This is a genomic window from Bacillus cereus group sp. N6, from assembly GCF_016483705.1.
GTDB classification, from domain to species: domain Bacteria; phylum Bacillota; class Bacilli; order Bacillales; family Bacillaceae_G; genus Bacillus_A; species Bacillus_A wiedmannii.
Genome location: NZ_JAEHBI010000001.1, coordinates 299,221 through 316,371, shown reverse-complemented (window position 1 = coordinate 316,371; position 17,151 = coordinate 299,221). Strand labels below are relative to the sequence as shown.

Sequence of the window (17,151 nt, the reverse complement as noted above, 5' to 3'; positions counted from 1 at the left end):
ACATGAAGTATGTTATGATGTATACAATACGAAAATTAAATATTTATCCACTAGGGGGGCCTATTATAGGCTGAGATCAAATGAGAATTTGAGACTCTTAGTACCTGATCTGGTTAATACTAGCGTAGGGAAGTGGGAAGACATTACTATTTTATGAATAAATACTGTCAATTTCACTTTCTTTACGTTTGTAAAGAAAGTTTTTTTATTTTACAGATTTAATAACTGTGGGTAAATACTTAAATTTTATACTTTATTGGAGGGATTTAAATGACATTTTCACAATCATTACGTCAAGAAGTAGATTCAATTTGGGAAGCTAGTTTTCATCACCCTTTTGTAAAACAACTTGGTGAAGGAACGTTAGATTTAGCTAGTTTTCGCTATTACGTACTTCAAGATTCATATTATTTGAGTCACTTCGCTAGAGTACAAACTTTAGGAGCTGCAAAGGCTCTAGAATTAGAAACGACAGCTCGTATGGCACATCATGCTCAAAATACATACGAGGCGGAATTATCTTTACATGAGAACTTTGCGAAGAAACTAGGGATAACACAAGAAGAGAAAGATAATTTTATCCCTGCTCCAACTGCATACGCTTATACTTCACATATGTATCGTGCTGCGTATGAAGGACATTTAGGCGATATCATTGCAGCAATTTTACCTTGCTATTGGTTGTATTATGAAATTGGTGAGCGTTTAAAAGAGTGTCAGCCAGAAGAGCAAATTTATAAAGAATGGATTTCTGCTTATGGATCTGATTGGTTCCGTACGCTAGTTGAAGAGCAAATTACAAGATTAGATACTATCGCTGAAAACGTAACAGAGTCTGACCGTAAGCGAATGAAACAGCATTTCATTATTAGCAGTCAATATGAATATTCATTTTGGGAAATGGCTTATACTTTAGAAAAGTGGCCAGTGAATACAGAAGTAGAAGATGTCATTGGATAATGAGTAGGGGTATTGTTATACATAGATATGGATAATACTTATGTATATGATTTCACAAAAGAAGTATCGCAAAAAGACGCATCAATCTAAGTGTGTCTTTTTTCAATTTATAAAAATGAGCCTATGGGAAAAATAACCTAAAAATAAGTATATGAACAAGGTGCATTATCTAGTGATAGGTCATATTTTGTAGGGGTACGTATTGAACTTAGTTTATCCCACGTTAACGGACAGTAAAACTCCCACCTCAAAATTCAGTTGGAGCAAAGAAGTTAGGTGGGAGATTAACTATCCGTAAACGTCCGATTGGTGAGGGCTAATAATCAGTGGGGGATGAACAAAACCCCCACTGATTAAAGTTTCACTTTATAGCGCTATTTCTACTTAGATTTAACAAACAGAAATATAGGAAAGCGTCGAAAGGTTTAAAATTAATAAACGGAGGTCATGAAAATGAATAAGTTTCAACAAGAACTACAAGCGTTAAGCCTTAATGATTACCAATCTGGAAATATTGTGTATTGGGACCAACAAAACCAATATCCATATTACTATATTGAAGATGCTGCTCGTCGCTGTGGCGGTTGTGGTCGTTGTGGAGGTCGCTGTGGTGGATTTCGTTGTGGCGGATTCCGTTGTATTGGTTGCTTCGGTTGTTTTGGTTGTGGAGGTTGTGGAGGTTGTGGCGGCTGTGGTAGTTGTTCTAATTGTTTTAGTGGTTTTAATGGTACTACTGATACAACTGGTACTATTGTAACATATGAATATTGATAAGAGAAAAAAGGAATCCAATAGTGAAGTATTATATAATTATTATTAAAGAATTTAATAAAAACACATGTAGCATTCAAGTGAAAGAATGATATTTAGATTTTTAGTTGTAAATCAAGATAAGATATATAAAGCAATGACTAGACTTAAAACCTAATCATTGCTTTTTTATATTTTTACCATCAAATAAGGAATCTGTTGCTTCTAGTTAGTGGGTAGCGAAAGCAATTATTACAACTATGTAAGATTAATGTAATGTTAATCGATAGTAAATGAAGATACTTGAGTGTATTTTAAATAAGATTTAAAAGTACTGTTTATTTTTAAAATATTGAGGTAAGTAAAATTCTATTAGGAAGTGTATTAAAATGATTGAACTTAAATCTATTATCCATTCGTACAAACTAAAGAGAAAAATAGCAAGGGATTTATACGGAAACAGAGATGAATTGACACTGTTATTAAATGAATTTAATAAAATGAAACACACAGTAACATGTGAAAAAAAGAAAAATAATATATTATCTCGTTTACAATTAATTTATCAACATATGAAATTAGATAAACGGTATCCTCTTCCAATTACTTTTAATAGTAAATTATTGGATCGATTAGAAAAAGAATCTCTTCATTCTATTGAGGAAGGTATAGCATGTCTACAAGTAATGTTAGATATGAATTATGAGAAAGTAAAACAATATGGATCGAGTACAAGTAGGTCATTTGTTCCATTATCGCAGTCTTCCATTTGTCTTGCTGATTGTGTTTGCATAACTGGATTTGTATTAGGATTACTAGGTGCAATTACATTTGGAGGGTTTATGTTATCTATATGTTCAATTACATAAAGTTTGATGTTTGCAAGAAGGGCACTGACTTAAGGTGTTCTTTTTTATTTATATTGTAAAATTATTGTAGAGGTTAAATACATTACATCATTCCTATCGTAACAAAGGAGTTCAGCCCCTAACGGTGCGTGTCAAGGGGCTGAAATTTGAGAACTCTTCTTTAATTGATAAATATGATTATCAATCTATCGCATCATACTAGGTTAATTGAATGTAAAACTTAATATTTACATGTATTGATATATGTAGGGAGGTGAACAAATCTGAATGGATTATTGTGATTCTAGAGATTGTAAAGCCATACATGGATGAAAAAGATTTTGAGCAAGTAATGTTTAAAACTGTAGTTCTTATGCAAGAGGAAATGGATATTAAATAAAATTGTTATTTCATTGTAAGTAAAAGAGCACGCATATAAGTATGCTCTTCGATAAGAAAGGTAGATCTCTATGAGCGGAGTGACTACATACAATATCGTATGTTGGTTTCTTTTAAATGTGAAGAAAAAATCAACAAAAGGTCAACGTAAAGTCAATGAAAATTCAACAAAAATACTATTTGGTAAGTACATGTAAAAAAGAGCAGCTAGCAAAAGCTAACTGCTCATGTAAGAAAATCGGAGAAAGATAACCATGTGTCTACATTATTTATGGAATTTTGAGTTTTATTCAAGGGGGAGATATTCATAATTTTTTAATAAACGATAATATCTATGCAATACACGGAATATTTAAAGTGTATAAGTGCAAAAGGAGGTATAGGTGGTATGGATAAAAAGAATACCAGGGTTGTTAGGGTATTTATAGCAAGTCCATTTTTTAATGATGAACAACTTAACAGGGTAAAGAGACTAGAAAATGCGCTTAGTAACAATCCTTTTGTTGCAGATATTTTTTCAGCCAGGTTTTATCAACATGAACATTTAACTTTTGGATCTATGGAGTGGAGAGCTGCAGTTTTTCATAATGATTTAAATATTTAAGAAGAGCTGATGTAGTAGTGGTAATTCATGACTTTGTGAATGGATGCGTAGATAGTGGTACGGCTTTTGAAATTGGTTACGCATATGCATTCCAAAAGCCTATTATTTTGATGAAAGAAAAAGAAAGTATACCTAATCTTATGTTAGTTGAAAGCTTACATGCCTATCTGACAAACATAGAAAATATTGTGACGTATGATTTTATTAATATGCCACGTATTCCATATAAAGGGCCGCTGGAGTGAATTTTTCCAGTCTCTTAGATGTATTAAGAGACTGGTTTATTTAGTGAAAAATAAAAACTGAACAAAATAATCCATTTATAAGTAAGTAGATCGAACGGAGGGGAACCGTATCGTATGAATCAATTGTCATTTTTTGAAGACATCGATGAAAAGGAGATGCGAAGACTTGTGGTGAGGGCGCTGAAAGACTACAAAGCATTGTGCGTCCGGATGAAGAATCAAGAAGAACAGGATCAAGTTGGATGCGTTGTTTTTTTCCTAAAATGAGGGGTGACGATAAGAATCATGAGATACGTTTTAAACAAATTGAACGGACGTTACAGAATGCACTTGATAAAGATTAGAGAAAGATTATTGAGTTAAAGTATTTAGGGAATGAGAAGGTGAAAGATTCCTATGTTTATAGCGAATTGATGATGAGACGTGATAATTTTTATGAGAATAAAAAAATGCTATTCGGTTGATAGCTACTGCTTTGGGGATTATATAAATGAAATTGATATCTCAAGCTAGTTTACCGCCATCAAAACCTTTTTCTTCAGAGGAAGGTTTACCACACATTGCACCTTCTTCCATTGTAACAATGACGCACTCCACTAATTAACCATATCGTGAATTTTTTTGGTAAAAATACTGGTAAATGTGTCCAAATGAGCAAGGTCATCAATTTGAATAAAAACGCTATTTAAATAGCGGGGCGGAATAGTGCACCTAAAGGAGTATATTGATTACAAAGGTGAATCGCTCATATGTATCGGGATTATACAGGAATGCGCTCAGCCTATGGGAGTGTTTGGTGGTTCCTAATATGAAAAGAGAGCCAGAAGACTCTCTTTAATAGTTATTGGATTCGCTAGAAAAACGAAAAGCTTCAGATATATAAATGCATTAAAAATTTTGTGAACATGAAGTGCAAGGTCCACCAGTAGGTTGGAATACAACATTATCAACAAAAGCTGTTGCGCCTTCTCCACCCGTAGCTAAGTTTTGGAAACTAATACATGCTGTAGTTACATCAGCAGGTATACACACAACAAGGGTATAATGTTGGAAGCCAGCTTGTTGTTGATTTGCAACAGGTACAATGTGCGGAATGTTTAATGGTCCAAGTGTTGTAGGGTTAGGAGGACATCCTTGACCAAGTTCTGGAAACGATACAGAAGCAACAAGGAGTGCTCCATCTCTTATATCCCCAGCAAAAGAAAGGGTAAAGCAACAACCTTCGCCCACATCAACAGATTGGGTCATAATTCCTCCAGGTCCAATAGAAACAGCTAAAGCACTCAAGGATCCATTTGGAAGAAAACGACCGCTGTGCGCATTTGGAAATCCTACTTCTGAAACATTTCCCGTTACAATCCATCCTGGAACTGGAGTACCTGGTGTTGCAGGTTCATCAAATCCAGGGTTATCAAGAACATTCGTACATGGACAACATGCCGTAGCAGCTGGTCCCGTAGGTCCTGTAAGTCCTGTAGCCCCGGTTGGTCCAGTCGGCCCGGTTGGTCCAACTTGAGGTGGGGGTACAGGGGGGAGAAAACACTCACATGGAATATGAAATTTCTTTTTAAATTCACTCATTTTTACACCATCCTTATCATTCACCCACTTACACACTACAACTTATGAATTAGTTAACAAACAGGTATAAGAAAAAGGCCCTTGAAAATTAAAATAAATAAAAAAATAAGCCCTTATGTCACAAATATAAACCCATTCCATAATATATACGGAACATGGTTTCACTCCAAAAAGCTTTTAATATATAAGGGGGTCTCTTCCTGAATCTATATAGTTTCTCCTGTTTCTTCTGTTGATAAAGTGAATGACGAAAAATAGGTGGATAGTTGAAGAAATTAAGCCTGATTCAACAGTAGCTTAACGTAAAATAATATTTTCTTCATTCACAACTCCACCCCCTATGATTGCTCGTTATAGGAGGTTAACATTGCAAAAAGAAAATCATGAAGCTGGAAAGCAATTATATAAAAGTGCAAGGATTATTGAGGGGAATTTAAGAACGTATGGAAGTGAAAGGAAAATGTATAAAGAATAGTACAATCATAGTGGTTGGATGATATACGATGATGAATAGGTTGAAGTGGACAAGCAATTGTATTTTATAAATTAAACAAAAATTTCATTTAATAAGTATTCAAAAACTAAAAAAGAGCACTTAATAAAGTGCTCTCGTGACGAGATTCATTTTGTAATGACTATTTCAATTTATAAAGAAAGGAACACAGAATATTATATGTGCGTGCAGTCAATTGAGTTCGTTTTATACAAACAAAGAGCAGCTGGAGTGAATTTTTACAGTCTCTTAGATGTATTAAGAGATTGGTTTATTTAGTAAAAAAACTGAACAAAATAATCCATTTATGAGTAGGTAGATCGAACGGAGGGGAACCGTATCGTATGAATCAATTGTCATTTTTTGAAGACATCGATGAAAAGGAGATGCGAAGACTTGTGGTGAAGGAGCTGAAAAACTACAAAGCATTGTGCGTCCGGATGAAAAATCAAGAAGAACAGGCTCAAGCTGGGGGATCGTTCTTTTTTCTAAAATGAAAGGTGACGAAAAGAATCATGAGATACGTTTTAAACAGATTGAACGGACGTTGAAACATGCCCTTGATGAAGATGAACGCAAGATAATTGAAATGAATTACCTGGGGAATCGGAAGGTTAAAGATTCGTTTGCGTACAATGAATTAATGATAAAGTGTGATCCGTTTTATCAAAAGAAAAAAAGCGCTATTCAGTTGATAGCTACGGTTTTGGGGATTATTTAAACGTGGTTTTAAAGTAACAGAAATGAAATTCTAGCATTTTGTAGTGTTGATATAGATAAGTTAATATGAAGCTACTTAGCCTTATTGTCTCCTTGCCCTGCCTAATAGTGGGGCTTTTTTAATTCTATTAATAATAGTAATAGCTCGTCCAAACCTTTTAAATCTATCTTCCATATTATGTAGTAATAAATTTAAAGGAGGTATTTAGTATGTCTTATTACTACGATGAGCACTGTAAGGATTACAAAAAGAAATATCATGATTGTTATAAAAGCAGTAAGAGTTATGACAAATGTGATAAAAAGCATGAGGAAAAACATTGGGTTAATGTAAAAGTGAATTGTTGTTGTGATGATAATAAGGACGAACTTGTAAGAGCGTCTGCTTTTAGAGCTAGAAATACGGTGGATCAAACTGTTCCTGCTAATACTTTTGTAAAAGTATTGTTTCAAAATGAACAATTTGATTTAGCGAATGAATATAATCCAGCTACCTCTATTTTTATTCCAAAGACAAGAGGGGTTTATTCTGTAATTGGAAAGATTGCTTTTGCTCCTGATAACACAAACTTAAATTATCGAGCACGAGTGGAAATTCGTGTTAATGGAAATCCAGCAATTGCAATAGATAATGATTTTTTTTGGCCCAATAAACTTTATTAATGCTGTAGCTGTTTCATCAATAATTCAATTGAATGCAGGAGATGTAGTCGAGATATTTGCGCAAAGTAGTATAGTTGGAGTTATTAGTGCTGCAGAAGATGGTGCGCACTTTGAAGCGGCGAGATTTCCATCCCCGACTGTCTAAGTGATATAAAACCTCTTCAGTGAGTATAGATAAAAAAGGGGACAAACTTGGGGATTTTTCAAAACAGAATCAATATTACACTATACCTATACAGTTCATTGAAAAAAGAATAGTGTGGGGATAGCGTATCTATGTGCTCATAATCAATGATCATACCCCCTTTATCAAAACGTTACCGGAGAACGGGCAAGGGCGGTAAGAATCCGTAAACAGGACGAAAAGACCAATTACATTTATATATTCAGCCATGGTGCGTAAGTATCGTGGCTTTTGTGTTTCTTATTGAGCCTGGTAATATTACTAGGTTGATTGGTGACATAAACGTTTGAAATGCAGGTACTTTAATTGTATATAGGGGAGTATTCTTTTTCGTTTGCCCCTTTTGAGGGGGACAAGCATATATTGAAGAGTGTAGGACAGGCTCACTCGCTTGTATCTACCTTATTTCAATACTCATAAGAAACTCTTTATCACATTAAGAGCATCTACTGGCGCAGGTGCTCTCTTTTTATTGAACAAAATGGGGGAGGGTTGTTATAAATGATAGGGCTTAATCCACTCCATGAATGGTGGAAGATGAGTAGTTACACAAAATGGTATCACTACTTCTGGTTGACGCCAATAATTGCAGTGTTTCTCGGAATAGCTTGGGTAGTTTTAACAATCGTTGATTCTGTTTTATTTAAGAAATAGGAATGATGCCGAATGATAAGACCAATATCAATTATCGTAGACGCTGCCATGATCTGGTTGGTGTCTTGTTTGTTGTTAAGGAAAGATAAGGGGCGAGGCAGACTTGCAAATTGGAATATTATTAGTGTAAAACAAAAAACATAGGCTAGTAAACAAGCTGTTTTCAACTTTTATTCATAGAATATGATGAATTCTATTTTTAGAGGAGGGAATCATATCTATGGGATGCAACAATAATTTTGGACATTCTCGAGATTGTAATAGATTTTGGGATGATTTAGTATTTTGCGGATGCGGTCGTAGACGCAGAAGAAACGATTTTAACGACTGTCATTGTAGACGTGACTGCGATTGTGATGAGTGTCGTCGCAGACGTAATCATGACCGTGATCGTGATGATCGTCGAGATTGGTAAAGTCTTTTAAAAGAGTGCATATCTTTATAGCACTCTTTTTTATTAAGATTTTTAATACTTAATAATTTGAAAGGCGCAGTCTCAATTGGATTTAGCGTTTAACAAAACAAACGAACGAAAAAGAAAAGTAAGAATCCAATGATTCCTGCTAGGTGGAGATATAAGATGGATAATCCGATAGTGCTAATAAATTCTGGTGAAATGTAAAAATCTGATTTAAATCCGTTTGGTGTTTTGATTTTAAGGTTCATGTCCCGACTCTCTTAGCTCTTTTTTATCTTACATTGCTATATACAAACCAAAAGGAAGTTCGTAACAAATAAACGAGAAATATTTTTAAATAAAATTTATTTAGCAATCAGCATAAGTAGTGAACTCATGAAAATATAAAAACTTGAACGTGAGGTGACAGGTGAAATGTAGATGGCGAGACAGCGTAGTCCAGACCGTGATAAAGTATTTGGCTTAGTTACATAAAATAGAAGATATGAGTAAGTGAAGAAACGGCATAAAAAGAAGCGTAATTCGTCAAAGGAACATAATGATCCATTACCATCAAGTTAAGAAATTTATTGTTTCCGATTAATAGTAACGTTTTTATGTGATTTTTATTTTATTTATAAGAGATTACATTAATGAACAACAAGATAGTAACGTTAGAAGAGTTAGTTCGAAAATTAATAAATGAGAAATCAGAGCAGCCGTAAGCTGTTTTTATTTTGCACAAAATACGGATTTTGTATGGGATTTCCTGCGATGAATTCACCATGAATAAGGTTGTCTCATATCATGTAAAGATTGCTTTATTAAGATGATAAAAGGATGTGAACGTATTGGAAGATGTTTATGTAAAAATTGATAGTTTAAAAGCAGAACAAAAAGAAATTATGCGAGATATTCGTAATTTAGAAACCCGCACAACAATTAATGAGAAAGACATAGCAACAATTAATAAGCAATTAGAAAAGATTAGCATGAATACAACTTGGATTTTGCGAATTATTATTAGCGCAATCACTATGTCAGTTTTGGGTTTAATATTAAAAGGGATGATTTAAAATATAAAAATAAAAGTACTTATTAAGAGAGGGACAAGCGTCTCTCTTTTTTTATTATAAATAAGGAGTGAAAAGATGGATCGTATGGATGTATTACTGAAAGCATTTATAGTTTTATTCGGTGGCTTCTGCGGATATTTTTTGGGAGGACGGGATACAACGTTGAAAGTTCTTGTTATTTTGGCAGCAATTGACTATATTACCGGTGTATTCGCAGCAGGAATTAATGGAGAGCTAAAAAGTAAAGTTGGTTTTAAAGGCATCGCCAAAAAGGTGGTGTTTTTTCTTTTGGTCGCAGCAGCCACACGAGCTGATGCAGTTATGGGAACAAACAGTGCAATTCGTGAAGCGACGATTTTCTTCTTCATTGGGAATGAATTACTTTCACTTTTAGAAAATGCAGGTCGTATCGGAATCCCTTTACCATCAGCTTTAACTAATACGGTTGAAATTTTAGATGGGAAACAAAAACAAACGGAGAAAAAAGGAGTGGATCAATAATGGGACAAATCGTAGACATTTCAAAATGGAACGGAGATATTAATTGGCCAGTCGCAAAACAGTATTTAGATTTTGTAATTGCTCGTGTACAGGATGGCTCAAATTACGTAGATCCATTGTATAAAGGAAATGTACAAGCGATGAAGCAACACAACATTCCTTTTGGTAACTATGCATTTTGTCGCTTTGTTTCCATTGCTGATCCAACTTCAGATGCTCAATTAAATGCGATGAAGGATTATCTTGATCGTAGAGATTGATGGTATGAGTATTTGAAATAAAACAAAAGGATAGCTTAATCAAAAATAACAGCCGACTCGATATAAATGAGTCGGCTGTTATCTTTTAACTATGACAACAATTCCTCAACTCCGACACCATCTATTAACAATGCTTTTAATGAAGGAGCTATTTTAATTGTTTCTTCAATATCTAAATCTCCAAAATCCACTGTATATAATCCGAATCCTTCTTTTCCTTCTACATATAATAATGCTTTTCCGCCTTCGTCATCACCAATTGCCAGTGAATTTGGTATATATTTTTGAATATCATGTGCTTCATTCATCTCTATGCAATCAGTAGGACCCAAAATATGTATGTAAAGTTCATTTTGTACATTAATCTCTGCATTTGTACAATTTTGGATTACTTCTAAATAATCTACTGGTACATCTATTGATGAGAATTTTTGTAATTCTTGAATGGCCTCTTTACTCGCTGGTGATTCCTGAGCTTCTAATTTGAAGGAATCATTTAATTTTTCTAGAATATTCAGTAATAATCAATCCTTTCATACTTTACCTTTAATTTATCAAGCATTTTATATTGCTGTTCTAAGGTTTCTGAAATGTTTTCTTTAGAGAATCCTGCGCGTTCAAAGTCAGATATTAGATTTTTTAATTCATCTTGTAAAGTAGAGCCCCATTTTCCATTGCCTGAACTTAAACCCTCATCAAGCCTTAGATTCTGTGTATTAGAAATAATGGTGTGAGGTAATCCTTTTCCGGTTTCAATAGTTACTGTTGGTGCGAGCTTTGGATCATATCCATACTTACCTAAATTTTCTTTTGCTTATTGATACTGTAAGCCATGATGAGATTGTAAATCACCGCTATTTGGCCCTCGGCCCTTAGGCATTGAATCACGATGTATTTTATTAAATAATACAAAATTTGGTTTTGCACTGGTTACAGCTTTAGTAGCCTCAACAGCCTCAGTGGTCATTTTTACCCCTTTACCCACTTTAGTGAGTTTCCAGACTGGTGTAATACTAGCTACGACTATTCCGCCTGCAAAAATTCTATCCCAGGTTGAAAGTTTTTCTTCAGTAGAAGGGTCAACTCCATCCCAAACTCTTTTAATATCATACTCACCAGTTAATTCAACAGAGATATTTCGAGCTAGTTTACCGCTATTAAATCCTTTTTCTCCAGTAGAAGGTCACACATTGCACCTTCTTCCATTGAAAGCTATGTATATATGAAGTGAAAAAGGTTCTCTTAACTGAGAACCTTTTTATCTATCTTCAACGCCATTCTATTTCATTTGAATCAAAGTAGCAGCAGGTATCCCAATTCCTGCTAATTAATTATTTTTAGATGCAAGCCAATTGTTTTCATCCAATAGGATTTGATTTACATAATCTGAAGTTGGATTATTTTCGCAATTTAGATTTTCGTTATTCCCCACATACTGAATTCATAATGATATTCTGTTCTTTCGATACATACGCCGAATTCTAAATCATCACCAACTAATACAAAATCGGTATACCCAGTTAGAAATCTTGATATGGTTGATAACTCTTCTAAATTATCGAATACTTCAGCAATGTTTAGCTTAACTGCTTCAATTTTACCACCCTTAGAGAAAAAGAGTCTCCCTTGCTTAAGTGGAAATTGAATAGTTTTAGCTGTTTCTTTTAACAGCGCTATTGATAGTCTTCTATTTTCTTCATAATCAGTGCTACCAAAATTTTTTATGTTTGAATTTTGTTCTAGCGTATTAAATAATTCTTTACAAAATAAATCATTAGATTCGGCATCCATAAATGAGTCTATAGAAATCGTAACAATATTAGAAAGTTTGTCTATCAGTTCTTTTCTACTAGCGTTTCTTTTTGCTTTCATTTTTAGAATTTCGATTCGGCTTTTATTCATATTACTCAAATTTTTTCACACCTTTAGTTTCTTCATTTCTTCCTTTTTTCTTGTATCCGTCAAAATCTTCCGGATAATGTCCAGGGTGTTGATTATATCTTCTTTTTTTCCAGTGGGTATCCTTTTTCATTATCTGCAGTATGGAAATGGGAACCTCTTCCCATTTTATCTTCTCTATGCTCAATTATATATACTTATTCATTCTTAATATTAGAATAGTGGCCAGTGAATACAGAAGCGAAAAAGGTAATAGGATAGTGAAAAGAGGTATTGACCATACATAATATGTATGGTCAATACCTCTTTTATAATCTTTTGTAAAATTATTGTAAATCACGAATACAATACGTAACTAATATTGTATAATTTGAATGTAATATATTTATGATTTATAAGGAGGGATATGTATGAAAATTTCTTTTAACTTTTATCAGAGTCATGTCATTAATATGTAAGTCGGATAAGCGGTATTTGCTTCTCTTTTAAATAATTTAATTATGTGATGATACTTTAGTTTTTTGTGATCAAAAAAATGAAGAAAGGAAGTAATCATTTTATGGAAAAATTAAAGTTGTTAACATTTGAAAATATAATAGAACCTCTTTTAAACGAAAGCGTATCATTTATATATTTTCCTATTGAATGGCTCGATATTGTAGAGATACATTATAAGACATTTTTATTAACGAGTAAGTTGAAACGATTGAATGAAAGATTATATGATATGTTTTCTGATATATTGTTTATTCAGCATAATCCATATGTATTAAATGAAAATACACCATGGATTGTATCCAAAGAACCTATTAGAAAAGAACAACTTGATTATATTTTCCAAAGTTGGTATGAGGTGATTCATGATTGGAAACCTAATAAATTAATAGAATTGCCAAAATATGAATGGCATTACGATTTAATTTCTAATTTAACAGTACTACATGATAATGAAATATATTCTAAGTGGGTGCCTGCTTTAATTTCACATATTTTTTGTGAACAACCTGTACGATTAGAGAATCTTAACGAAGATGATATATATTTTTCTCCCCTTAGATCACAAAATATTTGTGAGGCAATGTCAGAGCCTATTAAAGACGAAAAAACACAAGATTATTTTGCCTATGTATATCGGTTCGAATGTATAACGCGCGGAGGCGAGAATCTTCCATTATTAAATGTTTCAATAGGAATTCGGAGATTTTATCAAGAATATAACCATCCAGATATTCCTTTGCTTTTGAGACGAAAACGAGGCATGATTTTAATTTCTACTCCAGAATTTGCACCGAATAATAAAAAAGTTCGGTTTGTAAAACTAAAAGTACAACAAGCTACAAACGGTATAAAGTGGATAAAGATATTTAGAAATTTAAAAGATGATTTTCATATAGGGGGAGAAGTTGAATTAGAGCATATTCTTCAATATCCGAAAGATTATATGCTAGGAACAAATATTAGGGTGTTACTTCCATACAATGAGAGAATATATAAAGTTCAAGGTACTAAAATAAAACCTGGTATAAAAGTAAAGGAAAGAGAGTATCTATTTAAAGGGTTTCAGCAAAAATTCTCTTATTTCACATTACTACCAGAATGTAAAAAGATAGCAACAAATAATGAAAATGAATTATTCCCTTTAATTGCACCAAAAGGATTAGAGACTATAACGTTAGAAATATGGTCTGAAAAAATATCGTTGGAAGTTGAACAAGCGTTATTTGAAAGTGAAATTGTGTTAGCTCAAATCGGTGAGTCGTTATATGTATTAAATGCAGATTCTCCAGTATTGTTAAAAATAGTAAGATATAATATTGAAAAAGTATTACAAAATCCATATAAAATGCAATATTGCCAGAAATACAAAACAAATTTAGTAGAGGATGTTATGAAAGCGGTTTATGCTACTGCGGGTGAGAGCAATGATGTGACATTGGCGTTAATCGCAATGGAAAATTGTGATGGGCGTGAAAAAATTGATCCAAAGCAAATCGTTAGAGAAGGGTTTGCACGAACTAACCGTATTTCAGCATTTATTAATTTATTTATTGGCCAAAGTGTATCTCGTAAAACAATTATGAATTGTATCCTTAGTTTATTAGAACAAAAAGGATTTTTGAAACGTAGTTGGAATAAAATAAATTTACCTTGTACATATGTTAATTTATCAATTGAGCGAATCTCGAAATTTGATTTCTTACCTATTTTTTCACAAATAAAAGGAAAAGACATTTCATATAAACTATACGGGAATACAGAGTGGCAAACGATTGATCGTTTATTATTAAATATAAATAAACATAATGCCTTTTTACCGCAGCCTTCAAAAAGAAATGATATGGGTATTCTATTTAAACAATTTGTTTCTGAAACATTATCAGGAATTTTACAACATGTAAAAGAGCAAAATGAACAAGTGTATTTCATTATAGATGCGAATTTAAGAAAATATTGGATAAAAGAGTTACAAAATAAAAAAATTGATATAGATACTTTACCGGAGATTGTTCCTGATGCGCTAAAGGTCCCTAATTTAAACATTATAAGAATAAATACATCTTTTGATACACCAAAATACGGTGTGATAGAACGTGATGATGTTCCTGAAGGTACAAGTTTATATGTAGATCAAAAAGGGATGTATTATAGCACTGGCGAATATTCGCTAAATGGTAGTGAGACATTGCAGCGATACATACTTGAAATATTAACGCTAGGTGTAAAACCTGTAGAAAGGAATTATATCGCTAAAATGATACACTATATGTGCTGTAATTCAAGTATGCTTCAGGAAAAAAATATACATATGCCGTATTCTATGCATATGGCGAAAGTAATAAAGAGCTATATGACGGATATAGATGCAAGAGAGTTTAAAGAGTTTGATGATGAATTGGATGTAGATATAATGAAAATAGAAAAGAAAGATTCAATTATTTTGCTTTAAATAATAGTAGACAAATCCTGCTCGTTATATTGATCAGGATTTGTCATTTTTTCATGTAAATAAGGATATCCTTTGTCATGTATCTTTTCTTTTATGTATTTACTTTATTTACATACAGGATTAAGATATTTTTTAGAAATACAAAATCTACATCATATGGAAAAGCAATATGAATTGATTCAAAAGAAATTTGAAAGGAATGAGGAATTGTGAAGAAATTAGATGTGTTATTAATGCTATTAAGCGGCCTCTTTCCAGTTGCAGGAATTATGAAGCAAATCCCACTAGAACAATCTTTATATATCGGAGGCCTTTTATTTTTTACTAGTTTCGGTAGCTATTTTGCGAAAAAAATATATTCACGTATATGTAGTTGGATAGCGTATGCGCCATTTATAACACTGCTGTTAGTCATTTGGCATCAAGATATTTCAACAAGTTCAATAATAGGGAATGCGAAAATCGCCGCTTGTATCGCTTTAATTCCATGTTTATTCCGTTTTCGTACATATGGACTTACTTTCGGTTTATTCTCATTATGGGCCGCTTTACTTTGGGATATTAAAGAAGTACAGTCGTTAGTCATACTTGAACGTATGTTGAGTTTAATGACAAGTCATTACTTATATCTTCTACTGTTAGTTGGAGGACTTATATTAGGTGGATTACTTGCGATGTTATTACATCGTAAAGAGCAGGATGATAATAAAGAAAATATAAATCTATTACAACAAAAAAAGAAGCGCAAAAAATTATCATTTAAGATTCCACTTCCTAGATTACCGAAATTAAAGATCAAATTATTTAAGTTTGGTGGAAAAGTATCAAAACGAAATACGCCAAAAAAAATACGTGAGCATAATTACGAAGAACCAGCTCAAGCTGCAACATATGAAATGACAGAGCAAATAGATCCATATAAAGAAGGTATTGCTCAAGGACAAACGAGGATGGAACGTCGTAAAAATAGGTATAATGCATAAGATATTTGAGTAACCCTTTAATGATTTATCATTGAAGGGTTTTTTATGTAATTATATATAGATTGCTAATGAGGCATTTATAGCATACTCTAAAATCAAGGACTAAAATAAAATAATGGGAGGACAAAATGCTTATTATTACATATATTTCTGTCTGTATATTATTTTTAGTTAGCTTTTTACATGTTTACTGGGCTTTCGGAGGTAAGTGGGCGACAAATAGTGTCATTCCAACAAAATCTGGAGAAAAGGCGTTTATACCAGGTGTAGGAATGACATTGTTCATTGCGTTATTACTAAGTATGGCAGCAATGATTTTATTACAACAAACAAATGTTGTTCATTTCGAAGTTCCTAATATTATTGTTCAATTGGGATCCTGGATTTGTATGATTGTTTTTTTTATAAGAGTAATTGGTGAGTTTCATTATTTTGGCATCTTTAAGCGAAAAAAAGATACGTATTTTGCTAAAATGGATACTGTTTTATATATACCACTTTGTGCATTTTTATCTTTATCGTTCTTACTAGCAATTATAACGTGAACATAAAATAGTAGCTGCTTTTTCTAAAATAAATAAACGTGAATTAGCAAGGAGTAAAAGTGAGAAATCTAGTAGTAAATAAAAAGGATGTAAGCGCCTTCTTATCGAAATATAGATTATTATGAAAGGCGGTGACACTATGAAGTATGTAAAAGTTTGTATGAATGGCGGAAGTGAACACAAATTCTCGATGACTTTAGATCGGTTTGAAGAACTTATTACTACAGAGAATGGACTATTAGAAAATAAATTAGTCAGTATTGAAAATGTAATGATTAATCCTACTAATATATCTTCTGTAGTTGAAAAAATTGGTGTACCGGCTAAGTTTATGGAAGCTTAAAAATCGGTACATAAAAAACATCCATAGGGATGTTTTTTATGTGTAAATATAATAATTATACAATTAATAAATGAGCAGAATTTTTAGCAATACGTATAC

Annotated in this window: 21 protein-coding genes, 3 pseudogenes and 1 riboswitch; of the genes and pseudogenes, 18 read left to right on the top strand and 6 right to left on the bottom strand. The window is 32.7% G+C overall.

The annotated features are described in order from the left end of the window. Positions 1-42 precede the first annotated feature (42 nt). A riboswitch (TPP riboswitch) is annotated at positions 43-148 on the top strand. Positions 149-270: 122 nt separating this feature from the next. The 7 genes from tenA (at position 271) to JDS99_RS01680 (ending at position 4,073) form a co-directional block, all read left to right on the top strand. Next, positions 271-960 carry a thiaminase II gene (gene tenA / locus JDS99_RS01700; protein ID WP_199694337.1) on the top strand — a complete coding sequence of 230 codons (690 nt, stop codon included), beginning with the start codon at positions 271-273 and terminating at the stop codon, positions 958-960. A gap of 447 nt (positions 961-1,407) precedes the next feature. Further along, positions 1,408-1,731, top strand: a complete 324-nt coding sequence (locus JDS99_RS01695) for a heterocycloanthracin/sonorensin family bacteriocin (RefSeq protein WP_199694336.1) — start codon at positions 1,408-1,410, stop codon at positions 1,729-1,731. Between the two features lie 368 nt (positions 1,732-2,099). Continuing rightward, positions 2,100-2,579, top strand: coding sequence for a homoserine dehydrogenase (locus JDS99_RS01690; RefSeq protein WP_199694334.1), 480 nt, complete (start codon positions 2,100-2,102; stop codon positions 2,577-2,579). A 253-nt stretch (positions 2,580-2,832) separates the two neighbouring features. Further along, complete coding sequence (locus tag JDS99_RS32310; RefSeq protein WP_255543189.1) at positions 2,833-2,958, top strand: hypothetical protein; 126 nt, start codon at positions 2,833-2,835, stop codon at positions 2,956-2,958. A gap of 387 nt (positions 2,959-3,345) precedes the next feature. Further along, the gene (locus tag JDS99_RS32740; protein ID WP_242475596.1) at positions 3,346-3,561 is read left to right on the top strand and encodes a hypothetical protein; all 216 of its coding nucleotides are present in this window, start codon (positions 3,346-3,348) and stop codon (positions 3,559-3,561) included. Positions 3,562-3,578: 17 nt separating this feature from the next. Further along, entirely contained in the window at positions 3,579-3,806 is a 228-nt protein-coding gene (locus tag JDS99_RS32735; protein WP_472926329.1) for a nucleoside 2-deoxyribosyltransferase, read from the top strand. A 114-nt stretch (positions 3,807-3,920) separates the two neighbouring features. Then, the gene (locus tag JDS99_RS01680; RefSeq protein WP_199694333.1) at positions 3,921-4,073 is read left to right on the top strand and encodes a hypothetical protein; all 153 of its coding nucleotides are present in this window, start codon (positions 3,921-3,923) and stop codon (positions 4,071-4,073) included. Positions 4,074-4,694: 621 nt separating this feature from the next. Here the strand turns inward: JDS99_RS01680 and JDS99_RS01675 are convergent. After that, positions 4,695-5,387: a collagen-like protein gene (locus JDS99_RS01675; RefSeq protein ID WP_199694332.1), complete on the bottom strand. Its 693-nt coding sequence runs from the start codon at positions 5,385-5,387 to the stop codon at positions 4,695-4,697. Between the two features lie 837 nt (positions 5,388-6,224). On the opposite strand from JDS99_RS01675, the gene JDS99_RS01670 reads away from it, so the two are divergent. From JDS99_RS01670 to JDS99_RS01655, 4 genes and pseudogenes are all read left to right on the top strand, one after another. Beyond that, on the top strand, positions 6,225-6,377 hold the full coding sequence (locus JDS99_RS01670) for a hypothetical protein (protein ID WP_176551431.1): 153 nt from the start codon (positions 6,225-6,227) through the stop codon (positions 6,375-6,377). A gap of 433 nt (positions 6,378-6,810) precedes the next feature. Then, positions 6,811-7,408: pseudogene (locus JDS99_RS01665) on the top strand (ABC transporter permease). A 540-nt stretch (positions 7,409-7,948) separates the two neighbouring features. Further along, the gene (locus JDS99_RS01660) at positions 7,949-8,101 is read left to right on the top strand and encodes a hypothetical protein (RefSeq protein ID WP_157639288.1); all 153 of its coding nucleotides are present in this window, start codon (positions 7,949-7,951) and stop codon (positions 8,099-8,101) included. A 220-nt stretch (positions 8,102-8,321) separates the two neighbouring features. Beyond that, positions 8,322-8,516 carry a hypothetical protein gene (locus JDS99_RS01655; RefSeq protein ID WP_080000129.1) on the top strand — a complete coding sequence of 65 codons (195 nt, stop codon included), beginning with the start codon at positions 8,322-8,324 and terminating at the stop codon, positions 8,514-8,516. Between the two features lie 98 nt (positions 8,517-8,614). On the opposite strand, the gene JDS99_RS01650 is transcribed toward JDS99_RS01655, so the two are convergent. Then, complete coding sequence (locus JDS99_RS01650) at positions 8,615-8,767, bottom strand: hypothetical protein (protein WP_199694331.1); 153 nt, start codon at positions 8,765-8,767, stop codon at positions 8,615-8,617. A gap of 582 nt (positions 8,768-9,349) precedes the next feature. On the opposite strand from JDS99_RS01650, the gene JDS99_RS01640 reads away from it, so the two are divergent. From JDS99_RS01640 to JDS99_RS01630, 3 genes and pseudogenes are all read left to right on the top strand, one after another. Next, entirely contained in the window at positions 9,350-9,574 is a 225-nt protein-coding gene (locus JDS99_RS01640; protein ID WP_000390479.1) for a hypothetical protein, read from the top strand. Positions 9,575-9,649: 75 nt separating this feature from the next. After that, positions 9,650-10,075, top strand: coding sequence for a phage holin family protein (locus tag JDS99_RS01635; protein WP_199694330.1), 426 nt, complete (start codon positions 9,650-9,652; stop codon positions 10,073-10,075). Further along, positions 10,075-10,332 (top strand): annotated as a pseudogene (locus JDS99_RS01630) (GH25 family lysozyme); the annotation flags it as partial. The gene JDS99_RS01635 and the pseudogene JDS99_RS01630, both read left to right, overlap by 1 nt. A 92-nt stretch (positions 10,333-10,424) precedes the next feature. Here JDS99_RS01630 and JDS99_RS01625 read toward each other — a convergent pair. The 4 genes and pseudogenes from JDS99_RS01625 to JDS99_RS01615 form a co-directional block, all read right to left on the bottom strand. Continuing rightward, a complete protein-coding gene (locus JDS99_RS01625; protein WP_199694368.1) occupies positions 10,425-10,853 on the bottom strand; it encodes an SMI1/KNR4 family protein in 429 nt (142 codons plus the stop codon). Continuing rightward, on the bottom strand, positions 10,850-11,092 hold the full coding sequence (locus JDS99_RS31825; RefSeq protein ID WP_255294010.1) for a hypothetical protein: 243 nt from the start codon (positions 11,090-11,092) through the stop codon (positions 10,850-10,852). The genes JDS99_RS01625 and JDS99_RS31825 overlap by 4 nt, the downstream gene beginning before the upstream one ends. 162 nt (positions 11,093-11,254) lie before the next feature. Beyond that, positions 11,255-11,547, bottom strand: a pseudogene (locus JDS99_RS31815) (pre-toxin TG domain-containing protein); the annotation flags it as partial. 198 nt (positions 11,548-11,745) lie between these two features. Next, entirely contained in the window at positions 11,746-12,246 is a 501-nt protein-coding gene (locus tag JDS99_RS01615; protein WP_000069069.1) for a YxiF family protein, read from the bottom strand. Positions 12,247-12,793: 547 nt separating this feature from the next. Here JDS99_RS01615 and JDS99_RS01610 point away from each other — a divergent pair. The 4 genes from JDS99_RS01610 (at position 12,794) to JDS99_RS01595 (ending at position 17,052) form a co-directional block, all read left to right on the top strand. Then, positions 12,794-15,181, top strand: coding sequence for an RNaseH domain-containing protein (locus JDS99_RS01610; protein ID WP_199694329.1), 2,388 nt, complete (start codon positions 12,794-12,796; stop codon positions 15,179-15,181). Between the two features lie 209 nt (positions 15,182-15,390). Beyond that, a complete protein-coding gene (locus tag JDS99_RS01605) occupies positions 15,391-16,164 on the top strand; it encodes a DUF3959 family protein (protein WP_199694328.1) in 774 nt (257 codons plus the stop codon). Positions 16,165-16,292: 128 nt separating this feature from the next. Continuing rightward, a complete protein-coding gene (locus JDS99_RS01600; RefSeq protein WP_088122229.1) occupies positions 16,293-16,709 on the top strand; it encodes a DUF3995 domain-containing protein in 417 nt (138 codons plus the stop codon). 139 nt (positions 16,710-16,848) lie between these two features. Continuing rightward, positions 16,849-17,052 (top strand): hypothetical protein, encoded by a 204-nt coding sequence (locus tag JDS99_RS01595; protein ID WP_000878362.1) that lies wholly within the window; start codon positions 16,849-16,851, stop codon positions 17,050-17,052. Positions 17,053-17,151 lie beyond the last annotated feature (99 nt).

Coding starts and splice junctions, on each gene's coding strand:
- tenA (WP_199694337.1), top strand. CDS start 271: ATGACATTTTCACAATCATTACGTCAAGAAGTAGATTCAATTTGGGAA.
- JDS99_RS01695 (WP_199694336.1), top strand. CDS start 1,408: ATGAAAATGAATAAGTTTCAACAAGAACTACAAGCGTTAAGCCTTAAT.
- JDS99_RS01690 (WP_199694334.1), top strand. CDS start 2,100: ATGATTGAACTTAAATCTATTATCCATTCGTACAAACTAAAGAGAAAA.
- JDS99_RS32740 (WP_242475596.1), top strand. CDS start 3,346: ATGGATAAAAAGAATACCAGGGTTGTTAGGGTATTTATAGCAAGTCCA.
- JDS99_RS01680 (WP_199694333.1), top strand. CDS start 3,921: ATGAATCAATTGTCATTTTTTGAAGACATCGATGAAAAGGAGATGCGA.
- JDS99_RS01675 (WP_199694332.1), bottom strand. CDS start 5,387: ATGAGTGAATTTAAAAAGAAATTTCATATTCCATGTGAGTGTTTTCTC.
- JDS99_RS01670 (WP_176551431.1), top strand. CDS start 6,225: ATGAATCAATTGTCATTTTTTGAAGACATCGATGAAAAGGAGATGCGA.
- JDS99_RS01660 (WP_157639288.1), top strand. CDS start 7,949: ATGATAGGGCTTAATCCACTCCATGAATGGTGGAAGATGAGTAGTTAC.
- JDS99_RS01655 (WP_080000129.1), top strand. CDS start 8,322: ATGGGATGCAACAATAATTTTGGACATTCTCGAGATTGTAATAGATTT.
- JDS99_RS01650 (WP_199694331.1), bottom strand. CDS start 8,767: ATGAACCTTAAAATCAAAACACCAAACGGATTTAAATCAGATTTTTAC.
- JDS99_RS01635 (WP_199694330.1), top strand. CDS start 9,650: ATGGATCGTATGGATGTATTACTGAAAGCATTTATAGTTTTATTCGGT.
- JDS99_RS01610 (WP_199694329.1), top strand. CDS start 12,794: ATGGAAAAATTAAAGTTGTTAACATTTGAAAATATAATAGAACCTCTT.
- JDS99_RS01600 (WP_088122229.1), top strand. CDS start 16,293: ATGCTTATTATTACATATATTTCTGTCTGTATATTATTTTTAGTTAGC.
- JDS99_RS01595 (WP_000878362.1), top strand. CDS start 16,849: ATGAAGTATGTAAAAGTTTGTATGAATGGCGGAAGTGAACACAAATTC.